The organism is Leclercia sp. UBA2479 (assembly GCF_002341985.1).
In the GTDB taxonomy this organism is placed as follows: domain Bacteria; phylum Pseudomonadota; class Gammaproteobacteria; order Enterobacterales; family Enterobacteriaceae; genus Enterobacter; species Enterobacter pneumoniae.
In genome coordinates, this window is record NZ_DDPB01000004.1 from 148,144 (window position 1) to 163,144 (window position 15,001).

Annotated in this window: 14 protein-coding genes and 2 tRNA genes; 7 read left to right on the plus strand and 9 right to left on the minus strand. The window is 54.3% G+C overall.

The window, feature by feature from the left end:
- Positions 1–53 precede the first annotated feature (53 nt).
- A tRNA-Met gene (locus B3B59_RS03885) sits at positions 54–130 on the minus strand.
- Between the two features lie 34 nt (positions 131–164).
- Positions 165–241, minus strand: a tRNA-Met gene (locus B3B59_RS03890).
- Between the two features lie 208 nt (positions 242–449).
- Here B3B59_RS03890 and mltA point away from each other — a divergent pair.
- Complete coding sequence (gene mltA / locus B3B59_RS03895) at positions 450–1,550, plus strand: murein transglycosylase A (RefSeq protein WP_040074215.1); 1,101 nt, start codon at positions 450–452, stop codon at positions 1,548–1,550.
- Between the two features lie 87 nt (positions 1,551–1,637).
- A complete protein-coding gene (tcdA, locus tag B3B59_RS03900) occupies positions 1,638–2,444 on the plus strand; it encodes a tRNA cyclic N6-threonylcarbamoyladenosine(37) synthase TcdA (protein WP_286808116.1) in 807 nt (268 codons plus the stop codon).
- On the opposite strand, the gene csdE is transcribed toward tcdA, so the two are convergent.
- Entirely contained in the window at positions 2,435–2,875 is a 441-nt protein-coding gene (csdE, locus tag B3B59_RS03905) for a cysteine desulfurase sulfur acceptor subunit CsdE (protein WP_046887076.1), read from the minus strand. The two genes, tcdA and csdE, sit on opposite strands and share 10 nt — an antisense overlap.
- On the minus strand, positions 2,875–4,080 hold the full coding sequence (gene csdA / locus B3B59_RS03910) for a cysteine desulfurase CsdA (protein WP_286808118.1): 1,206 nt from the start codon (positions 4,078–4,080) through the stop codon (positions 2,875–2,877). The genes csdE and csdA overlap by 1 nt, the downstream gene beginning before the upstream one ends.
- Before the next feature lie 192 nt (positions 4,081–4,272).
- Between csdA and B3B59_RS03915 the strand changes: the two genes are divergently transcribed.
- The 4 genes from B3B59_RS03915 to rlmM all read left to right on the plus strand — a co-directional run bounded on the left by B3B59_RS03915 (position 4,273) and on the right by rlmM (position 7,296).
- Positions 4,273–4,500, plus strand: coding sequence for a YgdI/YgdR family lipoprotein (locus B3B59_RS03915; protein ID WP_040074221.1), 228 nt, complete (start codon positions 4,273–4,275; stop codon positions 4,498–4,500).
- A gap of 348 nt (positions 4,501–4,848) precedes the next feature.
- A complete protein-coding gene (gene gcvA / locus B3B59_RS03920; protein WP_040074222.1) occupies positions 4,849–5,766 on the plus strand; it encodes a glycine cleavage system transcriptional regulator GcvA in 918 nt (305 codons plus the stop codon).
- 41 nt (positions 5,767–5,807) lie between these two features.
- The gene (locus tag B3B59_RS03925) at positions 5,808–6,203 is read left to right on the plus strand and encodes a DUF423 domain-containing protein (RefSeq protein WP_040074224.1); all 396 of its coding nucleotides are present in this window, start codon (positions 5,808–5,810) and stop codon (positions 6,201–6,203) included.
- Positions 6,196–7,296 (plus strand): 23S rRNA (cytidine(2498)-2'-O)-methyltransferase RlmM, encoded by a 1,101-nt coding sequence (gene rlmM / locus B3B59_RS03930; protein WP_040074225.1) that lies wholly within the window; start codon positions 6,196–6,198, stop codon positions 7,294–7,296. Before B3B59_RS03925 ends, rlmM begins: the two co-directional genes overlap by 8 nt.
- A gap of 93 nt (positions 7,297–7,389) precedes the next feature.
- Here the strand turns inward: rlmM and xni are convergent, their stop codons facing one another.
- The 5 genes from xni to queF all read right to left on the minus strand — a co-directional run bounded on the left by xni (position 7,390) and on the right by queF (position 13,840).
- Positions 7,390–8,145, minus strand: a complete 756-nt coding sequence (gene xni, locus B3B59_RS03935) for a flap endonuclease Xni (protein ID WP_207292331.1) — start codon at positions 8,143–8,145, stop codon at positions 7,390–7,392.
- Positions 8,146–8,253: 108 nt separating this feature from the next.
- Positions 8,254–9,621, minus strand: coding sequence for an L-serine ammonia-lyase (locus tag B3B59_RS03940; RefSeq protein WP_040074228.1), 1,368 nt, complete (start codon positions 9,619–9,621; stop codon positions 8,254–8,256).
- Positions 9,622–9,686: 65 nt separating this feature from the next.
- Positions 9,687–10,976 carry an HAAAP family serine/threonine permease gene (locus B3B59_RS03945; protein WP_046887072.1) on the minus strand — a complete coding sequence of 430 codons (1,290 nt, stop codon included), beginning with the start codon at positions 10,974–10,976 and terminating at the stop codon, positions 9,687–9,689.
- A gap of 539 nt (positions 10,977–11,515) precedes the next feature.
- Positions 11,516–12,880, minus strand: coding sequence for a nucleotide 5'-monophosphate nucleosidase PpnN (ppnN, locus tag B3B59_RS03950; RefSeq protein WP_286808120.1), 1,365 nt, complete (start codon positions 12,878–12,880; stop codon positions 11,516–11,518).
- A 117-nt stretch (positions 12,881–12,997) separates the two neighbouring features.
- Positions 12,998–13,840: an NADPH-dependent 7-cyano-7-deazaguanine reductase QueF gene (gene queF / locus B3B59_RS03955; RefSeq protein WP_286808122.1), complete on the minus strand. Its 843-nt coding sequence runs from the start codon at positions 13,838–13,840 to the stop codon at positions 12,998–13,000.
- A gap of 69 nt (positions 13,841–13,909) precedes the next feature.
- On the opposite strand from queF, the gene syd reads away from it, so the two are divergent.
- On the plus strand, positions 13,910–14,455 hold the full coding sequence (gene syd / locus B3B59_RS03960; protein ID WP_286808124.1) for a SecY-interacting protein: 546 nt from the start codon (positions 13,910–13,912) through the stop codon (positions 14,453–14,455).
- Positions 14,456–15,001: the final 546 nt, after the last annotated feature.

Consider the following 15,001-nt stretch of genomic DNA (forward strand, 5'->3'; position numbering starts at 1 on the left):
AGGCTGCTCCACCCCGCGTCACCGTACTGCTTCTATTTTTATTAAATTTTGATTGGTTGCGGGGGCCGGATTTGAACCGACGACCTTCGGGTTATGAGCCCGACGAGCTACCAGGCTGCTCCACCCCGCGTCACCGTACTACTTGTACTTCATCAAATTTTAATTGGTTGCGGGGGCCGGATTTGAACCGACGACCTTCGGGTTATGAGCCCGACGAGCTACCAGGCTGCTCCACCCCGCGTCCGTGGATGCGCACTATACTCTGCTGACTCATTGTTGCAACCCTTTTTAAGTAAAAATACCCTAATAGTATGTAAATTGAACGAATTAGATACAATAAGGCGATTTTTTGCGCAAAATTTGCCCTTGGGCATGTAATCGCATTTCAATCACTGTAGCGGTTTGTTATCTTCATTTCGCAGAAACGGGCAACTAAAAGACGAGATATAATGAAAGGACGTTGGGCGAAGTATCTGATGACGGGCGCAATGGTAGCGATTCTTGCGGCCTGCTCCTCCAAACCGACCGATCGCGGTCAGCAATATAAAGACGGGAAATTTACCCAGCCTTTCTCCTTAGTGAACCAGCCCGATGCCGTCGGGGCGCCAATAAATGGTGGTGACTTTGCTGAGCAGGTAAGCCAGATCCGTACCGCCTCTCCGCGCCTGTATGGCTCACAGAATGCCGTTTATAACGCGATTCAGGAGTGGTTACGCGCCGGGGGAGATACCCGCATGCTGCGTCAGTACGGTATTGATGCCTGGCAGATGGAAGGGGCCGATAACTATGGCAACGTCCAGTTTACCGGCTACTACACGCCGGTAGTGCAAGCGCGTCATACCCGCCAGGGTGAGTTCCAGTATCCTATCTACCGTATGCCACCGAAGCGTGGCCGCCTGCCGTCCCGCGCCGAGATCTATGCGGGGGCGCTGAGTGACAACTATATCCTCGCCTACAGCAACTCGCTGATGGATAACTTCATTATGGATGTGCAGGGCAGTGGCTATATCGATTTCGGTGATGGCAGCCCGCTTAACTTCTTTAGCTATTCAGGTAAAAACGGCCATGCCTATCGCAGCATCGGCAAGGTCCTGATCGACCGCGGTGAAGTCAAACGCGAAGATATGTCGATGCAGGCTATCCGTGAGTGGGGCGAGAAGCACAGCGAAAGCGAAGTCCGTGAACTGCTGGAGCAGAACCCTTCCTTCGTCTTCTTTAAACCGCAAAACTTTGCGCCAGTGAAAGGGGCAAGCGCGGTGCCGCTGATTGGCCGCGCGTCCGTCGCCTCTGACCGTACGGTGATCCCGCCAGGCACCACGCTGTTAGCAGAGGTACCGACGCTGGATAATAACGGTAAGTTCTCCGGTCAGTACGAACTGCGCCTGATGGTCGCTCTGGACGTAGGTGGCGCCATTAAGGGTCAGCACTTCGATATCTATCAGGGGATTGGCCCGGATGCGGGTCACCGCGCGGGCTGGTATAACCACTATGGCCGCGTCTGGGTGCTGAAAACGGCGCCGGGCGCGGGTGGCAGCGTATTTAGCGGCTAAATGTGGTACATTAACGTCATGCTTTCTGCTCTCTGACGGGGGCCGGGGTGAGGGATAACTCTCACCCCTTTTTACATCTGAGGTCATATGTCTGTGGTAATCAGCGACGCCTGGCGCCAGCGTTTTGGCGGCACCGCGCGTCTTTACGGTGAAAATGCCCTGCAACTCTTTGCCGGGGCGCATGTTTGCGTAGTCGGGATTGGCGGCGTCGGCTCCTGGGCGGCAGAAGCGCTGGCGCGAACCGGTATCGGTGCCATTACGCTTATTGATATGGATGATGTCTGCGTCACCAATACCAACCGGCAGATCCATGCCCTGCGCGACAGCGTGGGCCTGGCCAAATCTGAAGTCATGGCGGATCGTATTCGCCAGATCAACCCTGAGTGCCAGGTAACGGTGATCGATGATTTCGTGACGGCGGATAACGTGGCGCAGTATATGAGTGCCGGTTATAGCTATGTGATCGATGCTATTGATAGCGTGCGCCCGAAAGCGGCGCTGATTGCTTACTGCCGTCGGTATAAGGTGCCGCTGGTTACCACGGGGGGAGCTGGCGGGCAAATTGATCCGACCCAAATTCAGGTGAGCGATCTGGCAAAAACCATTCAGGATCCGCTGGCGGCAAAATTACGCGAGCGGCTGAAAAGCGATTTCAACGTAGTCAAAAACAGCAAAGGTAAACTGGGGGTGGACTGCGTCTTCTCGACGGAAGCGCTGGTTTATCCGCAGGCCGATGGCACCGTCTGCGCAATGAAGAGCACGGCAGAAGGGCCAAAACGGATGGATTGTGCCTCCGGCTTTGGTGCGGCCACCATGGTGACCGCCTCCTTTGGCTTTGTGGCGGTCTCTCACGCCCTGAAGAAAATGATGGCGAAGGCGAACCGTCAGGCCTGACGCGCTGCCTCCAGCACCGCTTCACTCAGCGCATTCAGCCCCTGGCTGCGGGATGCGCTGAGCTGGGCGCGTAACCCCAGCTCATCGAACAGCGTGAGCGGGTCGCGGGCCAGCAGCTGCGCTGCGCTTTTACCTTCGACAGCCGTGAGCAGCACGGCCAGCAGTCCCCGCACAATACGCCCTTCACTGTCGCCCATAAAATGCAGCTTATCACCTACCCGGGTGACACCCAGCCAGACGCGGTTTTCACAACCGGGGATCTCTCTGGCCTGTGCTTTGAGTTCATCGGAAAGCGCTGGCAGCTGTTTGCCAAGCAGGATGAGCTGGCGATATTTATCTTCCCACTGATTAAGTGGAGCGAAGGTCTCTTTTAACGTCTCTTCTGTGATGACGGTGCCGAACGGGTGTCCGGCCAGGGTAGGGCTTGTCATTAATCCACCAGTAGTGCAAGTGCGCGATCCACGGCGGCGACCAGCGCCTCGACATCGCTTTGGGTATTGTAAGGGGCAAAGGACGCGCGCAGGGTGCCGCTTACGCCCAGGGCTGTCAGCAGCGGCTGGGCGCAGTGCTGCCCGGCACGCAGGGCGATACCTGACTGGGCAAGCAACGTAACCATATCGCTATGATGAACGCCTGCAAAATCAAAGGCCAGCAGGCTGGAGTCCTGAACACGAAACGAACGGAAGCCCGGACGCGTTTTCAATGCCTCTTCAGCCAGCGTCGCCAGCCCACGGCTCCAGCTTTCGGCCTGCGCCACGTCAATGTCTGCAAGCCACTCCAGGGCGGCGCTCAGGCCTATCACCCCCGCGACGTTCGGCGTACCGGCCTCCAGGCGATAAGGGACCGGCTGTGTTTTGAATCCGTCAAAACTGACTTCAGTAATCATTTTTCCACCGCCCAGCCAGGGCGACATCTGCTCCAGTAATTCAGCCTTTCCGTAAAGGACGCCGATGCCGGTAGGACCATACAGCTTGTGGCCTGAGAAAGCGTAGAAATCAATATCCAGCGCCTGTACATCCGCCGGGAAGTGCACCACTCCCTGAGCGCCGTCCACCATCACCACCATATTATGAGCGTGAGCCAGGGTTATCGCCTGGGCGAGATCGGGGCAGCCCCCCGTGACGTTCGACATCTGCCCGAGAGCGAGGATCCGGCTTTGTGGGGTAATCAACGCCTCCAGACGCGCAACATCGGGCAACAGGTCGGCGCCCAGCGGCAGTTTCACGACTTTGGCGCCGGTCTGCTCTGCCACTATCAACCACGGGACAAGATTGGCGTGATGCTCAGCTTCACTGACAATGATCTCGTCACCCGGCTGCAGACGCGGGCGAGCAAAGCTCTGGGCCACCATATTTATCGCTTCGGTGGTGCCGCGGGTCCAGACAATGTTTTTGCCGCTTTCGGCATGGATCAGGCGCGCCACCTGTTCGCGAGCCGCTTCATAGCGCGCGGTCAGGCGCTGGGCTTCGGCAAACTGGCTACGATGCACATTGCCCGCGCTCAGGCTGTAAAACTGGTTAGTGGCTTCGATGACCGCCGTTGGCTTAAGGGCGGTAGCGGCGCTATCAAGGTAGACGCCGGCATCAGCCAGCGCCGGAAACTGGGCGCGAAAGTGGGCAGGACTGAAAGCGTTCATGGGACTCCTCATGGTCATCGCTAGATCGTCGCGCAAAATTCCCGGCAGAGCAAGGAGGTTGATCTCTATCGGAATTGTCTGTTTATCCTGGCATCCTGCGTGAAGCACGTTATGCTGAATAGTGTTAGGTGAGTGTCTGAGCCTGTCATAAAACGAGCTATGAATAGCATTAATTGCTGAAGGAGAAGAATTATGAAAAAGACTGCCGCGATCATCTCTGCCTGTATGTTTACTTTTGCCCTGAGCGCCTGTTCTGGTAACAACTATGTGATGCATACCAACGATGGTCGTTCCATCGTGTCTGAAGGGAAGCCGCAGACCGATAACGATACCGGTATGATTTCCTATAAGGATGCCAACGGGAATAAGCAGCAGATCAACCGCTCTGATGTAAAAGAGATGGTAGAGCTGAACAAGTAAGGGAATAGCAGATAAAAAAAAGCACCGCAATTAGGCGGTGCTACATTAATCACTATGGACAGACAGGGTAAATGTACAGGAAGTGAAAAATTGGTAGCGTTGCTACCGTGGTCTGAATCGCAGACCAATTGCAAACACAACAACACAACATCACAACCGTAAGCCAAAAGCCCCTCAGAACACGCATTCCGAAAAAGCTCTTCGTTCCGGCTCAGGAAGTGCCGCCACTATAGGTATTTGCTGGTAGTTCCTCAACGGACAAATTATAATGGCTCAGATAAAAAAAACTAATAGGTTAACTATTGTTTCCTGTTTGTTAAAAGCCTTTAACATCTAAGCCATAAAGCCATGTCAAAGCGATTACCACCACTGAACGCATTACGTGTTTTTGATGCTGCTGCCCGCCATTTGAGTTTCACTCGCGCGGCAGATGAGCTATTTGTGACGCAGGCCGCAGTAAGTCATCAAATCAAGTCTCTTGAGGACTTTCTGGGGCTTAAGCTGTTCCGTCGACGCAACCGTTCTCTCTTATTAACGGAAGAGGGACAGAGCTATTTTCAGGATATCAAAGAGATTTTTTCACAGCTGACGGAGGCGACCCGCAAACTGCAAGCGCGCAGTGCAAAAGGGGCCCTGACGGTCAGTTTATTGCCCAGTTTTGCCATCCAGTGGCTGGTGCCGAGGCTCACAAGCTTTAACTCAGCTTATCCGGGAATCGACGTTCGAATCCAGGCGGTGGACCGCCAGGAAGATAAGCTCGCGGATGATGTCGACGTGGCGATTTTTTATGGTCGCGGTAACTGGCCGGGCTTGCGTGTCGAAAAATTATACGCAGAATATCTGCTGCCGGTCTGCTCACCGCTATTATTAACGGGTGAAAAGGCGCTGAAAACACCTGCCGACCTGGCGAAACATACCCTTTTGCATGATGCTTCTCGCCGCGACTGGCAAACTTATACCCGTCAGTTGGGTCTGAACCATATCAATGTGCAGCAGGGGCCCATCTTCAGCCACAGCGCGATGGTGTTACAGGCTGCTATTCACGGGCAGGGCGTGGCGTTGGCGAACAACGTGATGGCGCAGTCCGAAATTGAGGCAGGCCGCCTGGTCTGTCCATTTAATGATGTTCTGGTCAGTAAAAATGCGTTTTATCTGGTTTGTCATGACAGTCAGGCAGAACTGGGTAAAATAGCCGCCTTCCGGCAATGGATACTGGCGAAAGCGGCCAGTGAGCAAGAGAAATTCCGCTTTCGTTATGAGCAATAAATGATTTCGCGTGCCTGCACGCATGACTTTGGGACAGGAACATGACCAGCCGTTTCATGCTAATTTTCGCCGCAATAAGTGGCTTTATTTTCGTTGCGCTGGGCGCCTTCGGTGCGCATGTATTAAGTAAATCGTTGGGTGCTGTCGAGATGGGCTGGCTCCAGACCGGCCTTGAATATCAGGCGTTTCATACCCTGGCGATATTCGGTTTAGCGGTTGCCATGCAGCGCCGCATTAGCATCTGGTTCTACTGGAGCAGCGTTTTCCTCGCGCTCGGTACCGTATTGTTCAGCGGCAGCCTTTACTGCCTGGCGCTGTCACATTTACGCCTCTGGGCGTTTGTTACCCCTGTCGGCGGCGTCTGCTTCCTGGTGGGGTGGTTTTTAATGTTGATTGGTTCTATCCGTCTGAAACGCAAGGGCGTTGTTCATGAATAAAGTTGTTTTATATTGTCGCCCGGGCTTTGAGAAAGAGTGCGCTGCGGAAATCACCGATAAAGCCGCTAAGCGCGAGGTATTTGGTTTTGCCCGCGTCAAAGAGGACTCGGGTTATGTGGTATTCGAGTGCTATCAGCCGGATGACGCAGAAAAACTGGTGCGCGAGCTGCCGTTTAGCTCCCTGATTTTTGCCCGCCAGATGTTTGTGGCAGGCGAGCTGCTCAAAGATCTCCCGCCTGAAGATCGTATTACGCCTATCGTCGGTATGCTGCAGGGTGTCGTTGAGAAGGGGGGCGATCTGCGCGTTGAAGTCGCCGATACCAACGAAAGCAAAGAGTTGATGAAGTTCTGCCGCAAATTCACCGTACCGCTGCGTGCAGCTCTGCGTGAAGCAGGCGTACTGACCAACTACGAGACGCCAAAACGTCCTGTTGTGCATATCTTTTTCATTGCCCCGGGCTGCTGCTACGCAGGCTACTCGCTGACCACCAATAACTCACCGTTCTATATGGGGATCCCGCGCCTGAAGTTCCCGTCTGACGCGCCGAGCCGCTCCACGTTGAAGCTGGAAGAGGCGTTTCATGTCTTTATTCCGGCTGATGAGTGGGACGAACGCCTGGCTAATGGCATGCACGCGGTGGATCTGGGGGCTTGCCCTGGTGGCTGGACCTATCAGCTGGTGAAGCGCAACATGTGGGTTGCCTCCGTTGATAACGGCCCGATGGCGCAGAGCCTGATGGATACCGGGCAGGTGACCTGGCTGCGTGAAGATGGCTTCCGCTATCGCCCGACCCGCAATAACATCACCTGGATGGTATGCGATATGGTGGAAAAACCGGCGAAAGTGGCTGCGCTGATGGCCTCCTGGCTGGTAAATGGCTGGTGTCGTGAAACCATTTTCAACCTCAAGCTGCCAATGAAGAAGCGCTACGAAGAGGTGTCGCAGAACCTGGCTTATATTCAGGAGCAGATGGATGCTAACGGTATTAACGTGGTGATCCAGGCGCGTCAGTTGTATCACGATCGCGAAGAGGTGACGGTACATGTTCGTCGCTGGTGGGCTGCGGTCGGTGGACGCCGCGACGAGCGATAGTGCACTGAAATCCCCTCATCCCCAAGGGGCGAGGGGGAAAAGTCTGCGCGGTCTGATTCCCTCTCCCCCGGGCGAGGGCTAGGTTGAAGGGAATTACCGCGTTAACCGCAACTGCTGTAAATTCCCGTCGAGCTGTAAATCCGTCTGTAATCTCGCCACGTCCCGACAGATAAACGCCATCTCTTTATGCTCCACCAGTTTCTTACGCCACTTTTCAGGCACCTCATCCAGCCGGTCATAGATACCTTCCAGAGAGTGAAAGTCGTTCAAGAGCTGGGCTGCGCTTTTCGGCCCGATACCGGCCACGCCGGGCACCTTTGAACTGCTAATGCCTGCCAGCCCCCAGTAGTCGGGGAGTTGCTCAGGGGTCACGCCAAATTCACTGGCGATAAAGGGGGCATCCAGCCAGCGTTTCTGAAAGTAATCACGAATGCGGATGGTGGGGGAGAGCAACTGGCAGTAGCCTTTGTCGGTAGAGACGATAGTGGCCTGGTGTCCGGCGCTGGCTACTTTGACTGCCAGCGTAGCCGCGAGATCGTCGGCTTCGTTGCCCTGGGCCCCCCAGCAGGGAACGCCATGCTGTTCAAATGCCGTACGCAGGGCTGGCATTTCGCTGTGCAGGTCGTCGGGCATAGGAGCGCGTCCGGCTTTGTAGTCGGGCAGACGCTGATGTCGCCAGCCGGTATTGCGTGCTTCGTCGTCAAACACCGCCACCACATGCGTGGGCTCGCTGTGGCGGATTAACTGCTCCAGCGCGTGGACGCAGGTATCCTTACAGGGCGTACCCTGTACCGCATGGATACGGCGAATCAGGTTAAGCGCGTCGACAATAAGCAAATGAACAGCCACAGATAATCTCCTTCCATCTTGTGAATAAAGGGTATCACTGTCGGCAGGATGAAACTACGCGTGGTGGGTGAAACGGGAAAGCGCCTCGCAAAAACGAGGCGCTAAAGGTTAGTCGCAGGCAACGATTTTCATCGCCAGGCCGCCGCGGGAGGTTTCGCGGTATTTGGCGTTCATGTCTTTACCGGTCTCGAACATGGTTTCGATAACCTTATCGAGGCAGACGCGCGGCTCGCTGGTGCGGCGCAGGGCCATACGCGCAGCGTTAACCGCTTTTACCGAGGCAATCGCGTTACGCTCAATGCAGGGGACTTGTACCTGTCCGGCAACCGGGTCGCAGGTAAGGCCAAGGTTGTGTTCCATACCGATTTCCGCCGCAATACAGACTTGCGCCGGGCTACCGCCGAGCAACTCAGCCAGACCTGCTGCAGCCATCGAGCAGGCCACACCAACCTCACCCTGACAGCCCACTTCGGCGCCGGAGATAGACGCATTCATCTTATAGAGCGAACCAATCGCGCTGGTCACCAGCATATAGCGTGCCAGTGAGTTAGCGTTCACTTCGCGGATGAATTTGTCGTAGTAAGCCAGTACTGCCGGCACGATCCCGCACGCGCCATTGGTCGGTGCCGTTACCACACGTCCACCAGCGGCGTTCTCTTCGTTCACGGCCAGCGCGAACATATTGATCCAGTCCACGACCGCCATCGGGTCTGTGGTGGTCTTATCGGCGCTGACCAGCATGCGGCGCAGCGCGGCGGCACGACGTGGAACGCGCAGCTTACCCGGTAATACGCCTTCGGTCGTAATTCCGCGCTCGATCCCGCCACGCATCACTTCCCAGACGTTCGCAAAGTGCTGTTCCAGCTCTTCTTTGCTGTGCAGCGCCAGCTCGTTTTTCATCATCAGGCCAGAGAGCGACAGACCGCTCTCCTGACAATGGCGTTGCAGATCGGCTGCCGATTTGTACGGGTAAGGCACCGCCACAGTGTCGTTGCTGCTTTGCCCAAAGTGTTCTTCGTCGACGATAAAACCGCCGCCGATAGAGTAATAGGTTTTGCTGTGCAGGACTTTATCGCCAGCCAACGCGGTAATACGCATGCCATTTTCATGCAGCGACAGGTTATCCGCATGGAAATTCATGCAGTGGTCAACCGGGAACTCAACCTCATGTTCGCCGTTCGCCAGCAGCAGACGACCATGGGTATTCACGTCCTGGATAAAGCTCGGGATCGCATCAATATCGACGGTATCCGGCAGGTTACCCGCCAGCCCCATGATAATGGCGATATCCGTATGGTGACCTTTTCCGGTTAAGGAGAGGGAGCCGTAGACATCCACGACTACGCGGGTGGTGTCATGGAGAATGCCGTGTGAAATCAGATCGTCCGTGAATTGTTTACCGGCTTTCATTGGGCCAACAGTATGAGAGCTGGAGGGACCAATACCGATTTTGAAAATATCGAATACGCTAATCATGATGCGTCCGTTGCTTTCAGTCTGAAGAGGAGAGAGTGCGCCGCCCGAGGACGGCGCGAAAGGAATTAAGCGAACAGCGAGTAGAAGATAGCGGAGATGGCAATCAGGCCCATAATCACAACGAATACGTTGCTGATATGGCCGCTGTATTTACGCATCGCAGGCACTTTCTGAATCGCATACATCGGCATCAGGAACAGAATCATCGCGATAACCGGGCCGCCCAGGGTTTCAATCATCCCCAGGATGCTTGGGTTCAGGGTTGCAACTGCCCAGGTGGTCAGCAGCATAAACAGCGCAGTGATTTTGTTCAGCTTGTTGATTTCAATGCTCTTGCCTTTACCGCGCAGAGATTTAATCACCATACCGTTGAAGCCTTCACGTGCGCCCAGGTAGTGGCCCAGGAAGGATTTAGTGATCGCGATAATGGCGATAATTGGCGCCATCCAGGCAATCAGCGGTGCGTTAAAGTGGTTCGCCAGGTAAGAGAGAATAGAGATGTTCTGCTCTTTCGCCGCCGCCAGATCCGCCGGAGAGAGGCTCAGTACGCAGCTGAAGACGAAGAACATAACGGTCAGCACCATCATGATGTGCGCACGTGCCAGAATGCTGGAGCATTTCTTCTCTGCTTTATCGCCGTACTCTTCACGCTTCGCTACTGCGAAGGAGGAGATGATCGGCGAGTGGTTGAAGGAGAAGACCATCACCGGGATTGCCAGCCACAGGGTCAACAGCAGGCCGTTGCCGGTTGCGGAAGCGCTGCTCAGAGACAGGGTTTCCAGCGCTGCACCGTTCCACTGTGGGATCAGGTAGCAAGCCAGCAGCATCAGCGCCGCAACGAACGGGAAGACCAGCACGCTCATCGCTTTCACGATCATCTGCTCGCCGAAACGGACGATAGTCATCATGCCCACGATAAGGATCAGCGACAGAATGGCGCGCGGTGGCGGGGTCATCTGCAGTTGGTGCGTCATGAAGCTTTCAACCGTGTTGGTGATTGCTACGCTGTACACCAACAGAATCGGGTAAATCGCGAAGAAGTAGAGCAGGGTAATCAGTTTACCTGCGCCAACGCCGAAGTGCTCTTCAACCACTTCCGTGATGTCTTCACCCGGGTTTTTACCGGACAGGACGAAACGGGTCAGACCGCGGTGGGCAAAGTAGGTCATCGGGAAAGCGATGATCGCCATGATGATCAGCGGGATCAGACCGCCTACGCCTGCGTTGATTGGAAGGAACAGTACACCAGCGCCGATTGCTGTGCCGTACAGGCCAAGCATCCACATGGTATCCGTTTTGCGCCAGCCGCTTCGGGAATCAATCGAAGCAACGGTGCTGGTTTGAGTAGTTTCCATCTGTATCTCCTGGAGGAAGCGAATTGTCAGGTTTTTTAGTCGAATCCGATAAAAAAGTGCCCAACGGTAATATGAAATTCGTTTAGTGACGGTTTTTATATAATTTTTGCCCGTAACTATTGGCGGGCGGAAAGATACATTTTCGTTATGAATCCTTCAGTGATCTTGATCCCAATTGCAATAATCCACTTTTGAGATGCATATCTTTAGACCATTTATCTGCTAAAAAAACTTCAAAGCGAATTTACGGGCGCGAAGGCTACCATTAACGACATACAGGCTGAAAGCGTTACCAGAGAGATAGGTGGCTTACGCTGTAAAGATGGTGATTTTCAGGATATTCCAGCAAATAACCTTGATTAGTGGTGATATTTTCCGGTTACACATTCCAAGTAAACGTTTGCGCGCGCAGCAGAATGCGAAAAACTATAAGATTGAGGAATGATATGGGTGTGTCTATATGCCTGATGACTATGAACAAGATGATGAGGAGCACAGGGGCGGGAAATTGCCCGGCATGTTAACCGGGCAAAAGCAGATTAGGCGCAGATTTCGTAGCAGGGGATATAGGCAGAGCCCGGTAATTTCATACGATGCTGAGCAACGAAGCCCTGCAGCAGGTCGTCCATACGGCGCATCATTTCAGGATCGCCATGAATTTTATAAGGACCGTACGCCTCGATAGCGCGGATCCCGACCTCTTTCACGTTACCCGCCACGATGCCAGAGAAGGCACGACGCAGATCCGCAGCCAAAACTTCAACGGGCTGATCAGGGTAAAGTTTCAGGTTCGCCATATTTTCATGCGACGGTTCAAACGGGATCTGCAGATCCGGCGCGATACGGATAGACCAGTTAAAGCTGTAGGCATCCCCGGTTTCGCGACGGTTCTCTTTGACCAGCGGCATCGCTTTTTTCATCTGCCGCGCCACTTCCGCCGCGTCATCGATGATGATGAGATAGTGACGACGAGCCGCTTCGCCCAGCGTATGGACAATAAATTCATCCAGCACGCGGAAGTAATCTGCGCTCTCTTTCGGGCCGGTGAGGATCAGCGGCAACACCTGATCCTTGTTCGCCGGGTGCATCAGAATGCCGAGCAAGTACAGCAGCTCTTCTGCGGTACCTACCCCGCCCGGGAAGATGATTATACCGTGCGCAATACGGACAAACGCCTCAAGGCGTTTTTCGATATCCGGCATGATAATCAGTTCGTTAACTAGCGGGTTAGGCGGCTCAGCGGCAATGATCGAGGGTTCGGTCATCCCGATAAAACGCCCCTCTTTGTAGCGCTGCTGGGCATGGCCTACGGCAGCCCCTTTCATTGGCGCTTCCATAGCGCCCGGGCCGCAGCCGGTGCAGATATTCAGTTCACGCAGGCCCAGTTGGGTTCCCACCCGACGGGCATACAAATACTCGGTTTCGTTGATGGAGTGGCCACCCCAGCAGACGACCATACTCGGCGCTTCGCCCACGTGCAGGGCACGGGCGTTACGTAAAATAGAAAAGACCAGGTTGGTAATGTGGGTCGAGCTTTCCAGATCCAGATGCTGGAATCGCCCGGCGTTGCTGATTTGGCCATTAACAAACAGGATGTCACGCAGCACCGCAAAGAGGTTCGCCTGCAGGGAGCGAATAATGCGCCCATCCACAAAGGCATCTTCCGGTGGATTAATCAGTTCCAGCTTCACGCCGCGTTCGCGACGCAGGACGTTAATGTCAAAACTTTCGAAGCGCGAGAGCAGCTCTTTGCTGTTATCGGTCAGGCTTCCGGAGTTCAGAACGGCAAGTGAACAGTTGCGAAACAGTTGATAAAGATCGCTGCTGGCCGTGCTTTTAAGCATGTCCACTTCCAGCTGCGACAACATATCCATAGAGCCAAGCGGGCTAATATGTGTAATCAAGTGAGCTCCTTATGGGACGTTTATCGTCATTCCCTGTTGATTACAATAGCCCTGGCTTATGACCTTTCACAACCTAAAGCGCGGAACAGACCGCGCATTATTGTGAAATTATTTACTTTACTGACGGACCAGGCGGCCGGTGGCCGGCACAAAATCGCTGTTACTGCGCCATGGATTGATATCCAGGCCGCCGCGGCGGGTATAGCGGGCGTACACGCTCAGAGACTCTGGCTGACAGAAGTGCAGAATGTCATTAAAAATCCGCTCTACGCACTGCTCGTGAAATTCGTTGTGATGACGGAAAGAGACGAGGTAGCGCAGCAGTTTTTCACGATCGATTTTGCCACCGCGGTACTGAATCTGTACCGAGCCCCAGTCCGGCTGATGGGTGATCAGACAGTTAGATTTCAGCAGGTGGCTCACCAGGGTCTCTTCCACTACATCGCCGCTGGCAGCATCTTGCAGATAAGCGGTGTCAAATTCGTAGTTGTCGATGTCGATGGCCTGCTCGTCGATACAGGTACCGTGCAGGTGGGCGATGGGCTGACCTTCCAGTTCATGCAGGCGATAGAGCGCCACCGTCACCTTACCCTGGGCGCAGGCGCTTAAATCGCGCTGCAAGGTTTCTTGTACCTCTTCCCTGCTCGTGAATCGCGTCTGATTAAAGCTATTGAGATAGAGCTTAAAGCTTTTGGATTCCACCAGATTCACGCTGGTGTAGTCCAGTTCGACATGGCCCACCGCTACTTGCGGCAGGCCGCGCGCATTGAGCCATGAAAGCTCGTACAGCGTCCAGATATCACCGCCATGGAAGGGGAGAGCATCTGCGCTCAGCCCCAGCGGATCGCGGTTCAGACTACGCGGCACGCCCTGGAGCAGGCTGGCGTCATAGACATCACGATAATCGGTGGTTTTACCCAATGTTAAGCCCGTCAGGGCCTGATTTCCTTCGTAAGACATGTTTCATTGTCGCTTTAACGGTAAACTATAGGGCTGAGTGTATCCTGGCTTAAGTGAAGAGAGAAATCGGTGGAAAAAGAGATCGCAGCTGCCCTGAAGGGCTTTACCACACGTTATTGCGATGCCTGGCATGATCAAAAGGGCACCTGGCCGCAAAGCGAAGAGTACGTAGGGGTTCCCTCTCCGTGCATCATCAGCACCTGCGACGGCGTGGTCATCTGGCAGCCGCAACCTTTCACGGCTGAGCAAAATGTAAAGGGCATTGAACGGGCGATGGACATTGTGGTACAACCAGCCGTTACTGCTTTCTATACCTCACAGTTTGCCGGGGATATGGGCGCCAGATTTGGCAATTGCACGATGATGTTGCTGCAAAGCTGGAGCGAAACCGATTTCCAGCGTGTGCAGGAAAATCTGATCGGCCATCTGGTCACACAGAAACGCCTTAAGCTATCGCCTACGTTTTTTATTGCCACACTGGATAGCGAGCTGGACGTAATTTCCCTGTGCAACCTTTCCGGCGAGGTGATTAGAGAGACGCTCGGCACCCGCCAACGTGAAGTTATCGCAAATAATCTTGCGGATTTCCTCAATCAACTACAGCCCGTCGTGTAATCCGGCATACTACTCGTCTTGTAAGAGATCTCTTACAAAGCTTGTGAGAGATCGCTGGAATCTTCTTAAGATAGTTTTTCAGATAATTCTTTTTATCTTCATATAATCAACCATTTATATGGTAGCACACGCTGCTATTCACTTAGCGCCGCCTTCGTCAGGCTTACAGCATGCCTTGTAAGACGAAGCGGAATGGCGGATTCTATATTCGTTGACAGGAAGTCAACACCAGCAACGAACATCAGGATGATGGCGTTACTAAAGCAGGACACGTCAGGAAGGCGTTACAAGGAAGGCTTCTGGACGAAGCAAAGCGGAACACGCAGGACGCGTAAGGGACACCTCCAGGAAGGAGAACGAGAGCCGGTCAGGATGCCCGGTGGGTCAGGAAGGCCAGGACGTCTCAGGATGGACAATCACGCCAGGACGGTGTGATGCAGGATGCAGCGGTAAACGGATGACCAGGCCTTCGGGTCAGAGGAAAAGTTGTCACGGATGAGCAGGGAGCACGAAAAGTAGCTGGATTGCTGCGAAACGAACCGGGAG